The sequence below is a fragment of the Mesorhizobium qingshengii genome (assembly GCF_027563465.1).
Taxonomy (GTDB): domain Bacteria; phylum Pseudomonadota; class Alphaproteobacteria; order Rhizobiales; family Rhizobiaceae; genus Mesorhizobium; species Mesorhizobium qingshengii_A.
In genome coordinates, this window is the sequence record NZ_JAPFQA010000007.1 from 158,902 (window position 1) to 173,463 (window position 14,562).

A 14,562-nucleotide genomic window follows, 5' to 3' on the forward strand; every position below is an offset into this window, starting at 1 on the left:
GCCGTTACTGGCCGGTGCTGGGCTGTGCCGCCTGCGCAGCAGGTGCCGTCGGCGGCGAAGCCGGCTTCGCCGGTCCCTCCTTGCCGTCGGGATCGCGGAAGAAGCGGAAGAACTCCGAATTCGGCGACAGCACCATTGTCGTCCCGGTGTTGTCCAGCGCCGTGCCATAGGCATTCATCGACCGGTAGAAGTCGAAGAAGGCCGGATCGCGCTGATAGGCTCCCGCGAAGGTGGCGCTGCGCTGGGCTTCGCCCTCGCCACGCAGAATCTCGGACTCCTTTTGCGCCTCGGCGATGATCTCGACGACCTCGCGGTCGGCGCGAGCCCTGATACGCTGCGCCGCCTCGTTGCCGCGTGCCCTCAGCCGCTCGGCCTCCGCCAGGCGTTCGGCCTTCATGCGATCGAAGGTCTGCTGCGACACCTCGGCGGTGAGATCGGTCCTGCGGATGCGGACATCCTCGATCTGCAGGCCGAGCGACGTGGCGTCCGGCCGAAGCTGATCGCGCACTTCGCGCATCATCACGGCGCGCTCTTCCGAGAGCGCCGCCTCGAAGTCGCGCAGGCCGTAGACGCGGCGCAAGGCAGCGTCGAGGCGTGTCCTGAGCCGCGCCTCGGCCAGTTCGATCTGGCCGGACACCGCGGCGCGGAAGACGCGCGGATCCGAGATGCGATAGGCGATGAAGGCATCGACCTCGTAGAACTTGCCGCCCGACACCTGGACACGGATGTTGTCGAGGTCGAAGCGCAGCACCCGGTTCTCGATCAACTGCACCGTGTCTGCGTCGAAGAACGAGAACGGCGCCTTGAAGTAGATGCCGGGTTCGGTCTTGACGTCGACGATCTCGCCGAACCTGAGCACCAGCGCCTGCTGGCGCGCATTGACCACGAAGACCGACGAATAGATCAGGAACAGGATGACAGCGGCGATGACGACGAAGATGGGAAGACGGTTGGCCATCACTGGTTCCCTCCCGTAACGCCACCAAGGGCGGCTGGTGCCGGCGCTTTCTGTTGCAATGCCGGCAGTGGCAGATAGGGAACGACCCCTTGCCCGTTGCCTTGCTCGACGATCACCTTGTTCGAGTCCTTCAGCACCTTCTCCATGGTTTCCAGATAGAGGCGCTTGCGCGTCACGTCGGGCGCCTTGGCATATTCGTCATAGACGGAGATGAAGCGCTGGGCCTCGCCTTCGGCTTCCTGCACCACCCGGTTCTTGTAGGCGGCCGCGTCTTCGCGGACCTGTGCGGCCTCGCCGCGCGCCTGGCCGAGCTTCTGGTTGGAATACTGGTTGGCCTGCTCGACGAACTTGTCCTCGTCCTGTTCGGCGCGCTGCACCTCGTCGAACGCATCGGCGACTTCGCGCGGCGGTGCCGCGTCCTCGATCGAGATGGCGTTGACGTTGAGGCCAGCCTTGTAGCCGTCCAGTGTCGTCTGGATGATTTCGCGAACCGAAGCCGCGATGCCCTGGCGGTCATCGCGGAAGATGTCCTGCGCCGGCCTGCGGCCGACGGCTTCGCGCATGGCGCTTTCGGCAACCTGCCGCAGCATGCCGTCGGGATCGGACACGTCGAACAGATAGGCCCTGGGATCGGAGACCTGATAGGCCACCGAGAACTGGACATTGACGATGTTCTGGTCGCCCGAGAGCATCAGGCCGTTGCCGCTGGTGTTGCCACCGCCAATGTCGACGAGCTGCTCGGAAATCTTGGCCGTCTCGACGGTTTCAAGCGGCCACCAATGGAAATGCAGGCCGGGCTGCGACAGCTCCGCCTTCGGCTTGCCGAAGCGCAATTCAACCGCGACCTCGTCGGGTTGCACGGTATAAACCGCCTGGAACGCCCACAGCACGACAAGGGCTGCCGCGATCAATCCGAACACGGCCGGGCTGGCGCCGCCGCCGCCCGGCAGAACGCGCCGCAGCCGATCCTGGCCGCGGCGAATGATGTCTTCGAGATCGGGAGGCGAGCCCTGCGGACCGCTCGGTCCCTTTGGTCCCTGCCCCCAGGGTCCCTGATTGTTGCCGCCGCCGCCCCACGGGCCGCCGCCGCCGCTCTTGTCGTTCCAGGGCATGAATGTCCTTTCGCTTGGAATTCCCTCAAGCGCCGGTACTACGGCGCAAAAACCAGTGTTGTCCTTCTATAGGGACGCCACGCGGCGCTTTCAACGCGATCCGCTTCCTATTGACGTCAGAGGAGCGACAATTGCTCTTCTTCGGCGGTATGCGTTTGCGCCGTGGCGATCATCGAGGAATATTTGTTTAAAAAGGAAGCCACTTGAGGGTCTGCACGCAAAAGGCGATCTGTCGCCTCAAATCGATGCTCTGGTTTCAACCGCACCAAAGTGGTGATCCGAAACGGATAATCGTCCACATCAGATTTTACATACTCCTTTTCCTTGTAGTACCTCCATTGCTTCCTATCAAATTCCCAGTCAAATTTGGCATCGCCATTAATTCTTGCAAAGACCTCAGTTAAATAAACTTTATTGATATATTTACGAAATTCGCCATATATTCTTTCGCCGCCAATTACGAAAAATTGCTTTTGAAAATTGCAAATAGAATAAACGTCCGCCAGAAGAAGCGCCGTCTCAATATCTTTTGCCCACTTTATTCCACGAGCATCTTCCAAAGGGGTTCTAGAGAGCACAATATTTTCGCGTTTAGGAAGTGGCCGGCCAATCGACTCGAATGTACGCCTCCCCATAATTATGGCGTGCCCTTCAGTTCTTTTCCTGAAATGACGAAGATCTGTTGCCAGATGCCAAGGCAGCTTATTCTCGATTCCTATGACGTGATCGGGATAGCTCCTCGCCACGATCGATGTCGCAGAAGGCATTTGTAATTTATTCGCGACCAATCGCCCGCCTCCCACGCTCAGCAGTTGTAGGCTTGGGTAAATGCCATCAACTTCGATGCGATCAGGCTTCTATGTCTTATCAAATCCAATTGCGCCAGTGACGAAGCGCCGCAACAAAAACAGTCCCGCCCGATGACGCCGTTCTCGGCGATGGCGACATAGATGGCGACGTGCATCAGTTGCCGTTCCCGCCATTCCTGTCCGACGGATCGAGGATCAGGATGTCGATGTCGTGCTCGGGATAGAAATCGTCCGCGGTCATCTGGAAGGTCGTCGGCCCGATCTTCTTGACATTGTCGCCGCAGAACGAAACCAGGGCCTTCGGATTGCCTTTGTCGACGGTCAGCTTGAACTTGCCGATGCTGCCCGCCGCCCAGTTGCCACCAGTGGTCAGGATATAGGCAATGCGGCTTTCATAATATTTCGGATAGCCGTCGGGATCGTCCTTGGCCGCCTTGCGCACGGCATTCTCGAACGTGCCATCCATGCAGTAGCGGGACTTGTAGGCGGCATACTGCCCCTGGAACTGGCCGTCATAGAAGAAGCTTATCGATGAAGTGGCGCCGACGCTCGGCTTGTAGCGGTGGGAGACGTGAACGTCCTTGTTGGCCGGAAAGGTTGAGCGCCACCAATAGGTCGAGCGCAATTGCCAGAACGGCACATAGGTGGATTTCATGCCGCTGCCGTCATCGGCGGTGTCCTCGATGATGATGCCGCGGTTGACCCAGTCGTCGGCCACCGCCTGCGGCAGCTTCGCCAGTGCCGCCTTGGCCGCGTCGCCGAACGGGTTGAACGGCACATTCTGCGCCTTCAGGTCGGCACCGATATCGATGCCGAGCGCGAACACCTTCTGCTCGAGCTGCGGCTTTGCCGCGACACCGTCGATCGTCACCTCGAAGCCGAGGAAATTGTCGCTCTGGTTTTCCGGGATCGCCGGCATCTCTTCGGGATCGCCCGAGATGTCAGGCATCGGGAAGGCGACGATCGCGTCGACATCCTTGTCGGTGTTGTTGTGGAAGACGTAGTCGACCGTCACCTTTTCCGGCGAGATGGTGAGGTCCTCGCTTTGCATCGCCACGGCATCGCTGCGCGACAGGATCAGGCCGCCGGTGCCGAGCTCCGCGATCGAATCATTGGCAAGCGCGGGCGTGGCGCACAGCGTCAGCGCGGCAATCAGGACGTGTCGAAACATGGAAGCCCCCCTCGGCGACAATATCGGCATGACCCTAGCGGTTTCAATGTGGCGTTTCAAAGCCCTTCCACGCGCCTCAACGCTTGCCCACATGCCGCGCTTGTCTGGACACCGACGTTCCGATCGGGCAGGAGTCCGCGCATGCGCAAGCTTCTCGTCATCGGCATCGGCGCCGGCAACCCCGACCACATGACCGTGCAGGCCATATCAGGCCTGAACCGTGCCGACGTGCTGTTCATCCCCGACAAGGGCGAGAAGAAGAACGATCTTGCCGGACTGCGGCGCCAGATCTGCGACCGCTTCGTCACCAACCCGAAATCACGCCGCGTCGAATTCGACGTCCCGGTACGCGCCGAGCCGGCGCCCTCCTACCGCTCGACGGTCGACGACTGGCACGAAGCGATCGCCGCCATCTATGAGAGCCTGATCCGCGACGAGATTGCGGAGGACGGCTGCGGCGCCTTCCTGATCTGGGGTGATCCTTCGCTTTACGACAGCGCGCTGCGCATCCTCGAGCGCGTGCGCCAGCGAGGCAATGTCGCCTTCGAGCTTGAAGTGATACCCGGCATCACCGCTGTCCAGGCGCTTGCCGCCAGCCACAAAACGGCGCTGAACCGCATCGGCGATTCCATCCTGATTACCACCGGCCGCAGGCTTGCCGAGGAGGGTTTGGCTGGCAATGCCGGCAGCACAGTCGTCATGCTGGATGGCAAATGCGCGTTCAACACGTTGGATGACAAGGATGTCGTCATCCATTGGGGCGCCTATCTCGGTACGCCGGACGAGATCATCATCTCCGGCCGCGTGGGCGATGTCGGCGCGAGGATCGAACAAACCCGCGAGGAAGCCCGCCGGCAAAAGGGCTGGATCATGGACACATATCTGCTGCGCAAGCCTGGCGGGCCCGAAGATATATAGCCACTGGCCTGCAGTCGCCACGGCAAGCGGGTAACAAGACCGGCGAGACGGATTGGCAACCCGCAAGAGTTAGAAAAAACAGCGTTTTATGCTAATTTGATAATCAAGCACTGCCTGGCGGAGCCCATTCGCTTGGCGTATATCTCACATATTGACGTTAAATTCACAGAATTGTATGATCACTTGGCCGGTTCGAATCCTGCCGCTGTGTCATCGGCGGCCCGCAATCGGCAATGGCGGATCCCGGCGAGGATGATTTCCATGATGTTCAGCGCCACCCTTGTTCGGGATCAATTCGCAACGCGTACCGGCTCACGCTGAACGGGATTATCATGTCCAGCCTCCTGCTTGGGATCGACAACGGCCTGACGGTGACGAAGGCAGTAATCTTCGATGCCGACGGCTCGCAATTGTCGGTGGCCAGGCGCCGCGTGCCGCAATCGATGCCGCATCCCCGCTGGGTGGAACGCGACATGCTGGGCCTCTGGCAGGCGACCGCCGAGGCGATCAGGGAAGCCATCGCCCTAAGCGGTCGGTCACCTGGCGACATCAAGGCCGTGGCGGCGACCGCGCATGGCGACGGGCTATATCTGCTCGACAGGAACCGCCTGCCGCTCGGCCCCGGAATCCTGTCGCTCGACAGCCGCGCGGGCGAGATCGTCGATGAATGGGCAAAGGGTTCGGTTTTTGCCGAAGCCCTCGCCCTGACCGGACAGGTTCCGCACGCTTCGGCGCCCTCGGCGATACTGGCCTGGCTGAAAAAGCATGCCCCGGAACGCTTCAGCCAGATCGGCCATATCGTCGGCTGCAAGGACTGGCTGCGCTTCTGCCTTACGGGCACCGTCGGCACCGATCTGACCGAGGCGAGCACCTCGTTCACCGACGTACGCACGCAAGCCTACGCGCCTGAGGCGATGCGCATCTTTGGCCTGGAAGAGCTGTTCGCGGCTTTGCCCCCGGTTGCGCGTTCGGCCGACATCGTCGGCTACGTCACCGCCGAAGCGGCCGCACTGGCAGGGCTTGCGGAAGGCACCCCGGTTGCCTGCGGCCTGCATGATGTCACCGCCTCGGCGCTTGGCATCGGTGGCCACGAGGATGGCGTGGTCAGCATCGTCGCCGGTACCTACTCGATCAACGAAGTGGTCTCCACCGAACCGCGTACCGACCCGCGCTGGTTCTGCCGCAACGCCATCGACCTCGGCCGCTGGAACAACATGTCGATCTCGCCGGCCTCGACGGCGAACTACGACTGGTTCCTCGACACGCTCTGCCGCGCCGAGCACGAAGAAGCCAAAAAGACCGGCGGCTCGATCCACGAGATACTGGCAGCGGAGATAGACACCGCGCTGAAGAAGCCGTCGACCTTGCTCTTCCACCCCTACCTGTTCGGTTCGCCCTACGGCAATGCCGCCAGCGCCAGCTTTGTCGGCTTGCGTGGCTGGCACGACCGCGGCGACATGCTGAAGGCAGTGCTGGAAGGCATCGCCTTCAACCACCGCGGCCATGTCGAAGCCCTGCGCGACGGCTTTGCCGTCCACGAGGTGCGGCTGACCGGCGGCGGCTCGCGCAATCCGGCCTTCGCGCAGATGTTCGCCGACGTGCTCAACGTGCCGGTCATCGTCACCTCGACCGACGAGGCGGCCGCCTACGGCGCCGCCCTTTGCGCCGGTGCGACAGTCGGCCTGTTCGCTTCGCCGCAGGAAGGCGCGGGCGCCACCTGCACGGTTAGCCGCGAATACCGCCCGGACCCGGTACGCAGCGCCGTCTTCGACGAGCGCTATTCCATCTATGGCCGCATTGCCGAACAGCTCAGGCCGAAATGGGCGGAAATCGAAAGCCTTGCAAGGCAAGAAATGGGGGGCACAGCATGATCAAGGCCGACGAACGGCGCGAAGAGATCGCCGAATACGTGATAAAGCTCGGCCAGGTGCGCATCGACGATCTGGTCGAGCATTTCGGCGTGTCGCGCATGACCATCCACCGGCACATCGACCAGCTGGCGCATCAAGGCGTGCTGCGCAAACTGCATGGCGCCGTCACCGTGCAGCCATCCGGCCTCTACGAAAGTGCCTTCCGCTACCGGGTGACGGTTGGGCGGGCGGAGAAGGACGCGCTGGCCCGCGCCGCGATGGACTATGTCGAGCCGGGACAGGCGGTAATCCTGGATGATTCGACCACGGCCAACGCCGTTGCGCCGCTGCTGCTCGAGGTCACGCCCCTGACCGTCATCACCAACAGCGTGTCGACGGCTGCATTGCTGACCAATGTCGACGACATCGACTTCATCTGCCTCGGCGGCCAGTACCATCGCACCTACAACGCTTATATCGGCATCGTCTGCGAGAATGCGATCTCGCGCCTGCGCGCCAATCTCTTGATTTGCTCGGCCTCCGCGATCAGCGGCACCACGGCCTTCATCCAGGACCAGCATGTGGTGCGGGTCAAGCAGGCGATGATGGCGGCGGCGATCAAGCGCATCCTTCTTGTCGACCATTCCAAGTTCGACAAGGTGGCTCTGCACGTGCTCGACGACCTGATCAGCTTCGAGGCGGTCCTGGTCACCGACGGCATCAGCGACAAGCATGCGCAAAAGCTGGAGCAGGCCGGGGTACAGTTGCGCGTCGTCAAGACGGCGAGGCCATGACGCCAACTGCCGAAAGCCATCACGGCTCCGAACGGCGCGCCGGCGTTCCCCGGGACGGCGATGTCGATGTCGTCATCCTCGGCGCCGGGATCAATGGAGCCGGCCTGTTTCGCGATCTCTGCGCACAGGGCGTCAGCTGCTGCATCGTCGACAAGGCGGATTTCGGCTCCGGCACGAGCGCGGCCCCCTCGCGCCTGATCCATGGCGGGCTGAAATATCTGGAGACCGGCGAATTCGGGCTGGTGGCGCAGTCGACGCTGGAGCGCAACCTGCTGCTCAAGAACGCACCGCACTATGTCAGCCCGCTGCCGACGGTCATCCCGATCTTCTCCTGGGGCAAGGGCATGTGGGCGGCGCTCCGCACGCTCCTGGGCTCGACCAGCGCGCCGCGCAGCCGTGGCGCGATCCTCATCAAGATCGGCCTGATGATCTATGATTTCTACGGCTCGCGGCACCGGGTGATGCCGCGCCATCGGCTCGTCGGGCGCCGTCAGGCGCTTCGCGACATGCCGGCGCTGACCGGCTCGATCGTCGCCACCGGCACCTACTACGACGCCAAGATCACACATCCCGAACGGCTGGTGCTCGAGTTGATCGCCGATGGGCTGGAGGCCAGCCCCGGCTCCAGCGCGGCCAACTACACCTCGCTGGTCTCTTCCTCGAACGGAGTGCTGGCCTTCAGGCGACAGAACGGCGGCGAGTTCTCGCTGCGGCCGAGACTGGTCGTCAACGCCGCCGGCCCATGGATCGACCATGTCAACGCAGCACTCGGCGCGCCGTCGAAGATGATCGGCGGCACCAAGGGCTCGCACATACTCCTGAGGCACGACGCGCTGGTGCAAAGCCTGGCCGGGCGCATGCTCTATTTCGAAGCCGATGATGGCCGCATCTGCCTTGTCTACGACTATCTCGGCAAGGCGCTCGTCGGCTCGACGGATCTTGCGGCCGACAATCCGGATTCGGTCCGCTGCGAGCCGGCGGAAATCGACTATCTGCTGGAAAGCGTGCGCACGCTGTTGCCCGGCATGAATTTCGAACGCGACCAGATCGTCTATGCCTATAGCGGCATCAGGCCCCTGCCCTCATCCGACGCCGCCGTTCCCGGCCTGATCAGCCGCGATCATTCGGCGCCGGTGGCGGAGCCGGAGCCGTCGCGCCCCTTCCCCATCATCTCGCTGATCGGCGGCAAATGGACGACGTTTCGCGGTTTCGCCGAGGAAGTCGCCGACACCGTGCTCGATCGTCTCGGCCGCACCCGCGAGGTGACGACGCGCTCGATGCCGATCGGCGGCGGCAAGGACTTTCCGGCCGACACAGCGGCTCGGTCAAGCTGGCTGGCCAATGCCGCATCGGCCTCAGGCATCGACGAGGCCCGGCTCGATCAACTCTTGTCGCGCTATGGCACCAAGGCATTACCGATAGCCCGTTACCAGGGTGCATCGGGCACCGAAGATCGCTTGCCGGACTCGCATGACTACAGCGTGTCGGAGATCGACTACATCGCTCGCAACGAATTCGTCGAACATCTCGCCGATATCGTCATGCGGCGCACGACCCTGGCCATCAGCGGTTCCCTGACAACAGGCGACTTGCGGCAGATCGCCATGATTGCTGGCCGGGCGCTCGGCTGGAAACCGCAGAGGATCGGCGAGGAGATCGACGCGGTTGTCGCGCAGCTCAACGGCACCAATTTGATGGGGCTGCTATCGGAGCGCCTCCCGCGAACCACGAGCGATCGCGCCAAACTGGCTTGAGCACGGCACAGCCTCCTCGCCGATTTGAAAGCAAGCGTATCACAGCGCTTGTGAGGTGTTATTGATTTTTAAAAATTCAACAAAATCAAATGCATTGCTCGATTCATACCAGTCGAACGGTCACATGAATGTTACATTATCGGCAAAGTATCACAGTCATTGACGGTAACTTCACATCGATGTATGGTCGATTGCGCTGGAGGAGCACGCTGCGGGAGGGGTCGATGCAAGTGGACTGCCGTACAGCGGCTTATGCGGCGCTTCGCGCCAACAAAACGAAATGCCACCCCTCATCGCCGCCACTACACAGGTCGTAACAGCATGAGTTCGCAGCCAGCAACCACCACGATGAACCGGCGAGGATCGCCAGGCGTCCGCTGGGTGGCCGCTGCGGTCGCGATCCTGGTGCTGCTCGGCGCGATGATCCTCGACACCAAGATCGTCATGATCGGCTCGGCCGAGGACACCCGCAAGGCGGCGTTTTCGCCGGAGGCGTTCGGCAAGGCTGAATTTCCGAACGTGCAATCCGCCGTGGAGCAGCGCGCCGTCGATGCGCCGACGCTCGCCGCCGCCATCGCCAAGGACAAGGCGGCCGCGGAGAAACAATATGGCGTGCCGGCCAATGTCGGCACCGAATTCTCGGTCAAGTTCACCGGTGTGGTTGGCGAGGGAAAGTCGGGCATCTACACCGTCAAGGTCGCTGACGTCCCGGACAATCTGGTCATTCGCGTCCAGACCGGGCCGGCGATCAACGGCACAGATCTGCGCGACGCCACCGGCGCGATCACCTTCGGCCAGTTCACCAACCAGATCGAGTACCAGAACGCGGGCTCGGCCCTGAACAACGAGATGAAGAAGCAGGTGCTGTCGGCCATCGACAACACCCAGCTCACCGGAAAGACCATCTCGGTCGTCGGCGTCTTCAAACTGATCAATCCCAAAGGCTGGCTGGTCGCGCCGGTGAAGCTGAGCGTCCAATGAATGCGGCGCCCGAATTCGAGCCCGCGCCCGGCGACACCGTGCTCGCGGCCCGCCACATCGTAAAGACCTATGGCGGCACGCATGCGCTGAAAGGCGTCAATTTCGACATCCGTCGCGGTAAGGTCACGACGCTGTTTGGCGAAAACGGCGCCGGCAAATCGACATTGATGAAGATCCTGTCCGGCGTGACGACGCCGACATCGGGAAGCATCGAGCTCGACGGCCAGTCCGTTACTTTCTCCTCGGCCTCCGACGCCCGCGACCGCGGCATCTCGATCATCCATCAGGAACTCAGCCTCGCCCCCAATCTGAGCGTACGTGACAACATCTTCATGGGCCGGGAAATACCCGGCGCGACCGGCGTCGATTTCGCCGAAGAAGCCCGCCAGACGCGGTTGCTGATGGCCGACCTCGAGGAAGACATCGATCCGCTGACGCTGGTCCAGGACCTGCGCCTGGGGCAGCAGCAGATCGTCGAGATCGCCCGCGCGCTCTCGGTGGATTCGCGGATCCTGATCATGGATGAGCCGACCTCGGCGCTGAGCGCGACCGAGGTGGAGGTGCTGTTCAGGGTGATCCGCGACCTGACGGCCCGCGGCGTCTCGATCGTTTACATCTCGCACCACCTCGAGGAGGCGTTGCAGATCACCGACCACGCCGTGGTGCTGAGGGACGGAGCGATCACCGCGACGGCCAACGCCAGGCACATCAACCTCGAATGGATCGTCCGCAACATGGTGGGCGAGAACTTCGATTTGGGTTCGCCACCCACCGGATACGCCTTCGGCGAGGTCGCCTTGTCGGTCGAGGACGTCAGCGTCGCCGATGCCTCGAGTTCGGAACGCTCGGTGGTCGACAGGCTGTCGCTCGATGTGCGCAGCGGCGAGATCGTCTGCATCTACGGGCTGATGGGCGCCGGGCGCACCGAATTGCTGGAATGCATCGCCGGGCGCCTGCAGCCCTCGGGCGGACGCATTTTGCTCGGGGGCAAAGACATCTCCCGCCTCGGCATCGCCGAGCGCATCGCAAGGGGGCTTGTCCTGGTGCCCGAGGACCGCCAGCGCGACGGCCTGGTTCAGACGATGTCAGTGGGCGCCAACCTGTCGCTCGCCAGCATCGGCTCCTTCGTCAGGGGAATGCTCTTGTCCCGGTCGCGGGAGCGGTTGCTGGTCGAAGCCTCGATCCGCGACGTGCACGTCAAGACCGCGGGCGGCAGCGCCCCGATCGGATCGCTGTCCGGCGGCAACCAGCAAAAGGTCGTCATCGGCAAGATGCTGACCACCAATCCCAAGGTCATGCTGCTGGACGAGCCGAGCCGTGGCATCGACATCGGCGCCAAGGCGGAGGTCTTCCGCCTGCTCAGCGAACGGGCGGCACGTGGGCTCGCCGTCGTCTTCTCGACCTCGGAAGTCGCCGAGTGCCTGAGCATCGCGCACCGGATCATCGTCATGCATCGCGGCAGGATCTCGGCCGAGTTCGGTGGCGATGCCACGAAGGAGGAGATCATGGCCGCTTCGGGCGAGGCCGTGGTCACCGACCATGAGGAACACAGGAGCCACCACCGTGACCGACGCTAGCCCCGATCGCAGCCGCTCCCGTCCAAGGGTTTCGGCCGACGGCTTCAGCCTGGCCAAGCTTTTGCTGGAGGGCCGCGCGTTCTTCGCACTGATCGCGATCATCATCGTCTTCTCGCTTCTGTCTCCCTATTACTTCTCGGTCGGCAATTTCCTGACCATGGCCTCGCATGTCGCCATCTTCGGCATACTGGCGGTCGGCATGCTGCTGGTCATCCTCAATGGCGGCATCGACCTGTCGGTCGGCTCGACGCTGGGCTTCTCCGGCGTGATCGCCGGCTTCCTGATGCAGGGCGTGCAGCTGACCACGTTCGGCGTCATCCTCTACCCGCCGGTCTGGGTCGTCGCGGTGCTGGTATGCGTGCTCGGCGCGCTGGTTGGCCTGGTCAACGGCGTCCTCATCGCCTGGCTGAAGGTGCCCGCCTTCGTCGCCACGCTCGGCATGCTCTATGTCGTGCGCGGTGCAGCCCTGCTGATGACCAACGGCCTGACCTACAACGACCTCGGCGGCAAGCCGGAGCTCGGCAACACCGGCTTCGAATGGCTGGGCTTCAACCGCCTGCTCGACATCCCGATCGGCGTGCTGGTCATGGCAGTCATCGCCATCATCGGCAGCATCATCCTCAACCGCACCGCCTTCGGCCGTTGGCTCTATGCGTCCGGCGGCAACGAGCGCGCCGCCGAGCTCTCCGGCGTGCCGGTCAAGCAGGTGCAGGTTTCGGTCTATATGCTCTCGGGTATCTGCGCCGCGGTGGCCGGCCTCATCCTGTCCTCCGAGCTGACTTCGGCGGGCCCGACCGCCGGCACGTCATACGAGCTCACTGCCATTGCCGCCGTCGTCATCGGCGGCGCCGCACTGACCGGTGGCCGGGGGAACATCCGCGGCACGCTGGTCGGTGCCTTCGTTATCGGCTTCCTGTCCGATGGTCTGGTGATCATCGGCGTCTCCGCATATTGGCAAACAGTGTTCACCGGCGCGGTCATCGTGTTGGCGGTGCTGCTCAACGCCATCCAGTATCGCCGCCGCGTCAAGCTTCCGAGCCCGGCCGGCGGCTCGCCCACTTCTCCACAAAAGGACAAGGCCACAACGGCCGATCCCGCCCTCGAGAAGACCGCCGGTTGACCGGCGCGATTGCTAACCAAAGGAGGAACTCTATGTATCGCAGTGCCAGAATTCTGATGCTCTCGGCCTTCGCCCTAGCCGCACCGATCGTCGCGGCAAGCGCGGCGTCGGCCGGCGGCCTCATCTCGGTCATCGTCATCGATCCCGCCAACCCCTACTGGCTCACCGAAGGCAATGTCGCCAAGGCCGAGGCCGAGAAGCTCGGCTATACCGCGACTGTCGGCGCCTCCAAGGCCGACACCAACACCGAGAGCAAGCTGATCGACACGGCGATCACCAACAAATCCGTGGCCATCATCCTTGACCCGGCCGATGCCAGCGGCTCGATCGGCGCGGTGAAGAAGGCGATCGCCGCCAACATCCCGGTCTTCCTTGTCAATGCCGAGATCAACCAGGAGGGCCTCGCCAAGGCGCAGCTCGTCTCGAACAACGCCCAGGGCGCAGCGCTCGGTGGCCAGCAATGGGTGACGGCCATCGGCGAGAAGGGCAACTATGTTGAACTGTTGGGCGCCCCGTCCGATAACAACGCCGCGACTCGGTCGAACGGCTACGAGACCGTGATCAGCCAGTATCCGGACCTCAAGAAGGTCGGCTCGGAAGTCGCCAACTGGGATCGCACCCAGGGCCACGACAAGATGCAGAGCCTGCTGCAAGCCCATCCCGACATCATCGGCGTGACCAGCGGCAATGACGAGATGGCGCTCGGCGCGATCGCGGCTCTGAAAGAGGCCGGAAAACTGGCGAGCATCAAGGTCGGCGGCTTCGACGGCTCACCGGACGCTGTCGCCGCCATCAAGGCCGGCGACCTGCAATACACCGTGCTGCAGCCGGTGGCCGTCTACTCGGCGAAAGCCGTGCAGCAGGCGGACTCCTTCATCAAGACCGGCAAGACTGGCGCCGCGACCGAAAAGCAGCTGTTCGACTGCCTCCTGATCACCAAGGACAATGTCGACAAGTATACGGCTCCGTTCACGCTCTCGGAATAAAAAACGACGAGGAGTGATCCGGGATCACTCCTCGTATCCATTGGCGAGGGATCGCCTCAAGTGTCCATCAGCGCCGCCCACCGGCAGCGCTCAGCCAAATTATCCGGCCCAAATTATCCGGCATCGATCTCCGCCTGCAGCGCATCCATATGCGTCGCCGCTGCAGCTGTCGCTGCGCGCTCGATGGCTCGGAAACGGCTGACCACCGCCAGGCCGACCGCCGTCAGTTGCGCGCCGCCACCCTTGCGGCCGCCGGTCTGCGCCGCGACCAGCGGCTTGCCGAACACCCGGTTCATGTCCTCGACCAGGTCCCAGGCGTGCTTGTAGGACATCTCCATGCCGCGCGCGGCGGCCGAGATCGAGCCGAAGGCGGCGATCTGCTCCAGCAGTTCGATCTTGCCCGGTCCGATGCGCCCGTCTGGATCGAGATTTATCCGCAAGCTCAGCGACGGCATTTTTGCTCCTCCGCGGTCACGCCCGACGCCATACTAGAAGCTCCCCGGCCATACCGCTATTCCAAAAAAACATAGCG

Annotated in this window: 14 protein-coding genes; 8 read left to right on the plus strand and 6 right to left on the minus strand. The window is 62.9% G+C overall.

Annotated features, from left to right (window positions below; all coding sequences use genetic code 11):
• Nucleotides 1–4: 4 nt before the first annotated feature.
• The 5 genes from hflC to OOJ09_RS17715 all read right to left on the minus strand — a co-directional run bounded on the left by hflC (nt 5) and on the right by OOJ09_RS17715 (nt 4,050).
• Nucleotides 5–958: a protease modulator HflC gene (gene hflC / locus OOJ09_RS17695; protein ID WP_269906409.1), complete on the minus strand. Its 954-nt coding sequence runs from the start codon at nt 956–958 to the stop codon at nt 5–7.
• Nucleotides 958–2,070 (minus strand): FtsH protease activity modulator HflK, encoded by a 1,113-nt coding sequence (hflK, locus tag OOJ09_RS17700; RefSeq protein WP_269906410.1) that lies wholly within the window; start codon nt 2,068–2,070, stop codon nt 958–960. Before hflK ends, hflC begins: the two co-directional genes overlap by 1 nt.
• 116 nt (nt 2,071–2,186) lie before the next feature.
• Nucleotides 2,187–2,858, minus strand: coding sequence for a dihydrofolate reductase (locus tag OOJ09_RS17705; RefSeq protein ID WP_269906411.1), 672 nt, complete (start codon nt 2,856–2,858; stop codon nt 2,187–2,189).
• A gap of 17 nt (nt 2,859–2,875) precedes the next feature.
• Nucleotides 2,876–3,034 carry a hypothetical protein gene (locus tag OOJ09_RS17710; RefSeq protein WP_269906412.1) on the minus strand — a complete coding sequence of 53 codons (159 nt, stop codon included), beginning with the start codon at nt 3,032–3,034 and terminating at the stop codon, nt 2,876–2,878.
• Complete coding sequence (locus tag OOJ09_RS17715) at nt 3,034–4,050, minus strand: DUF4424 domain-containing protein (RefSeq protein WP_269906413.1); 1,017 nt, start codon at nt 4,048–4,050, stop codon at nt 3,034–3,036. The genes OOJ09_RS17710 and OOJ09_RS17715 overlap by 1 nt, the downstream gene beginning before the upstream one ends.
• Before the next feature lie 141 nt (nt 4,051–4,191).
• On the opposite strand from OOJ09_RS17715, the gene cobF reads away from it, so the two are divergent.
• The 8 genes from cobF (at nt 4,192) to OOJ09_RS17755 (ending at nt 14,030) form a co-directional block, all read left to right on the plus strand.
• Nucleotides 4,192–4,968, plus strand: coding sequence for a precorrin-6A synthase (deacetylating) (gene cobF, locus OOJ09_RS17720; RefSeq protein ID WP_269906414.1), 777 nt, complete (start codon nt 4,192–4,194; stop codon nt 4,966–4,968).
• Between the two features lie 332 nt (nt 4,969–5,300).
• On the plus strand, nt 5,301–6,839 hold the full coding sequence (locus OOJ09_RS17725; RefSeq protein ID WP_269906415.1) for an FGGY-family carbohydrate kinase: 1,539 nt from the start codon (nt 5,301–5,303) through the stop codon (nt 6,837–6,839).
• The gene (locus OOJ09_RS17730; protein ID WP_143972706.1) at nt 6,836–7,612 is read left to right on the plus strand and encodes a DeoR/GlpR family DNA-binding transcription regulator; all 777 of its coding nucleotides are present in this window, start codon (nt 6,836–6,838) and stop codon (nt 7,610–7,612) included. Before OOJ09_RS17725 ends, OOJ09_RS17730 begins: the two co-directional genes overlap by 4 nt.
• On the plus strand, nt 7,609–9,366 hold the full coding sequence (locus OOJ09_RS17735; protein ID WP_269906416.1) for a glycerol-3-phosphate dehydrogenase/oxidase: 1,758 nt from the start codon (nt 7,609–7,611) through the stop codon (nt 9,364–9,366). The genes OOJ09_RS17730 and OOJ09_RS17735 overlap by 4 nt, the downstream gene beginning before the upstream one ends.
• Nucleotides 9,367–9,687: 321 nt before the next feature.
• Nucleotides 9,688–10,347 (plus strand): DUF2291 family protein, encoded by a 660-nt coding sequence (locus OOJ09_RS17740; RefSeq protein WP_269906417.1) that lies wholly within the window; start codon nt 9,688–9,690, stop codon nt 10,345–10,347.
• Nucleotides 10,344–11,924, plus strand: a complete 1,581-nt coding sequence (locus OOJ09_RS17745) for a sugar ABC transporter ATP-binding protein (protein WP_269906418.1) — start codon at nt 10,344–10,346, stop codon at nt 11,922–11,924. The genes OOJ09_RS17740 and OOJ09_RS17745 overlap by 4 nt, the downstream gene beginning before the upstream one ends.
• Nucleotides 11,887–13,044 (plus strand): ABC transporter permease, encoded by a 1,158-nt coding sequence (locus tag OOJ09_RS17750; RefSeq protein WP_269906419.1) that lies wholly within the window; start codon nt 11,887–11,889, stop codon nt 13,042–13,044. The genes OOJ09_RS17745 and OOJ09_RS17750 overlap by 38 nt, the downstream gene beginning before the upstream one ends.
• Nucleotides 13,045–13,076: 32 nt before the next feature.
• Nucleotides 13,077–14,030 (plus strand): D-ribose ABC transporter substrate-binding protein, encoded by a 954-nt coding sequence (locus OOJ09_RS17755; protein WP_269906420.1) that lies wholly within the window; start codon nt 13,077–13,079, stop codon nt 14,028–14,030.
• Between the two features lie 113 nt (nt 14,031–14,143).
• On the opposite strand, the gene OOJ09_RS17760 is transcribed toward OOJ09_RS17755, so the two are convergent.
• Nucleotides 14,144–14,485 (minus strand): winged helix-turn-helix domain-containing protein, encoded by a 342-nt coding sequence (locus OOJ09_RS17760; protein WP_269906421.1) that lies wholly within the window; start codon nt 14,483–14,485, stop codon nt 14,144–14,146.
• Between the last annotated feature and the right edge of the window lie 77 nt (nt 14,486–14,562).

Bases quoted from the DNA above. Each gene is read 5' to 3' on its own strand.
- hflC (WP_269906409.1), bottom strand. From the start codon at position 958: ATGGCCAACCGTCTTCCCATCTTCGTCGTCATCGCCGCTGTCATCCTG.
- hflK (WP_269906410.1), bottom strand. From the start codon at position 2,070: ATGCCCTGGAACGACAAGAGCGGCGGCGGCGGCCCGTGGGGCGGCGGC.
- OOJ09_RS17710 (WP_269906412.1), bottom strand. From the start codon at position 3,034: ATGCACGTCGCCATCTATGTCGCCATCGCCGAGAACGGCGTCATCGGG.
- OOJ09_RS17715 (WP_269906413.1), bottom strand. From the start codon at position 4,050: ATGTTTCGACACGTCCTGATTGCCGCGCTGACGCTGTGCGCCACGCCC.
- cobF (WP_269906414.1), top strand. From the start codon at position 4,192: ATGCGCAAGCTTCTCGTCATCGGCATCGGCGCCGGCAACCCCGACCAC.
- OOJ09_RS17725 (WP_269906415.1), top strand. From the start codon at position 5,301: ATGTCCAGCCTCCTGCTTGGGATCGACAACGGCCTGACGGTGACGAAG.
- OOJ09_RS17730 (WP_143972706.1), top strand. From the start codon at position 6,836: ATGATCAAGGCCGACGAACGGCGCGAAGAGATCGCCGAATACGTGATA.
- OOJ09_RS17735 (WP_269906416.1), top strand. From the start codon at position 7,609: ATGACGCCAACTGCCGAAAGCCATCACGGCTCCGAACGGCGCGCCGGC.
- OOJ09_RS17740 (WP_269906417.1), top strand. From the start codon at position 9,688: ATGAGTTCGCAGCCAGCAACCACCACGATGAACCGGCGAGGATCGCCA.
- OOJ09_RS17745 (WP_269906418.1), top strand. From the start codon at position 10,344: ATGAATGCGGCGCCCGAATTCGAGCCCGCGCCCGGCGACACCGTGCTC.
- OOJ09_RS17750 (WP_269906419.1), top strand. From the start codon at position 11,887: ATGAGGAACACAGGAGCCACCACCGTGACCGACGCTAGCCCCGATCGC.
- OOJ09_RS17755 (WP_269906420.1), top strand. From the start codon at position 13,077: ATGTATCGCAGTGCCAGAATTCTGATGCTCTCGGCCTTCGCCCTAGCC.
- OOJ09_RS17760 (WP_269906421.1), bottom strand. From the start codon at position 14,485: ATGCCGTCGCTGAGCTTGCGGATAAATCTCGATCCAGACGGGCGCATC.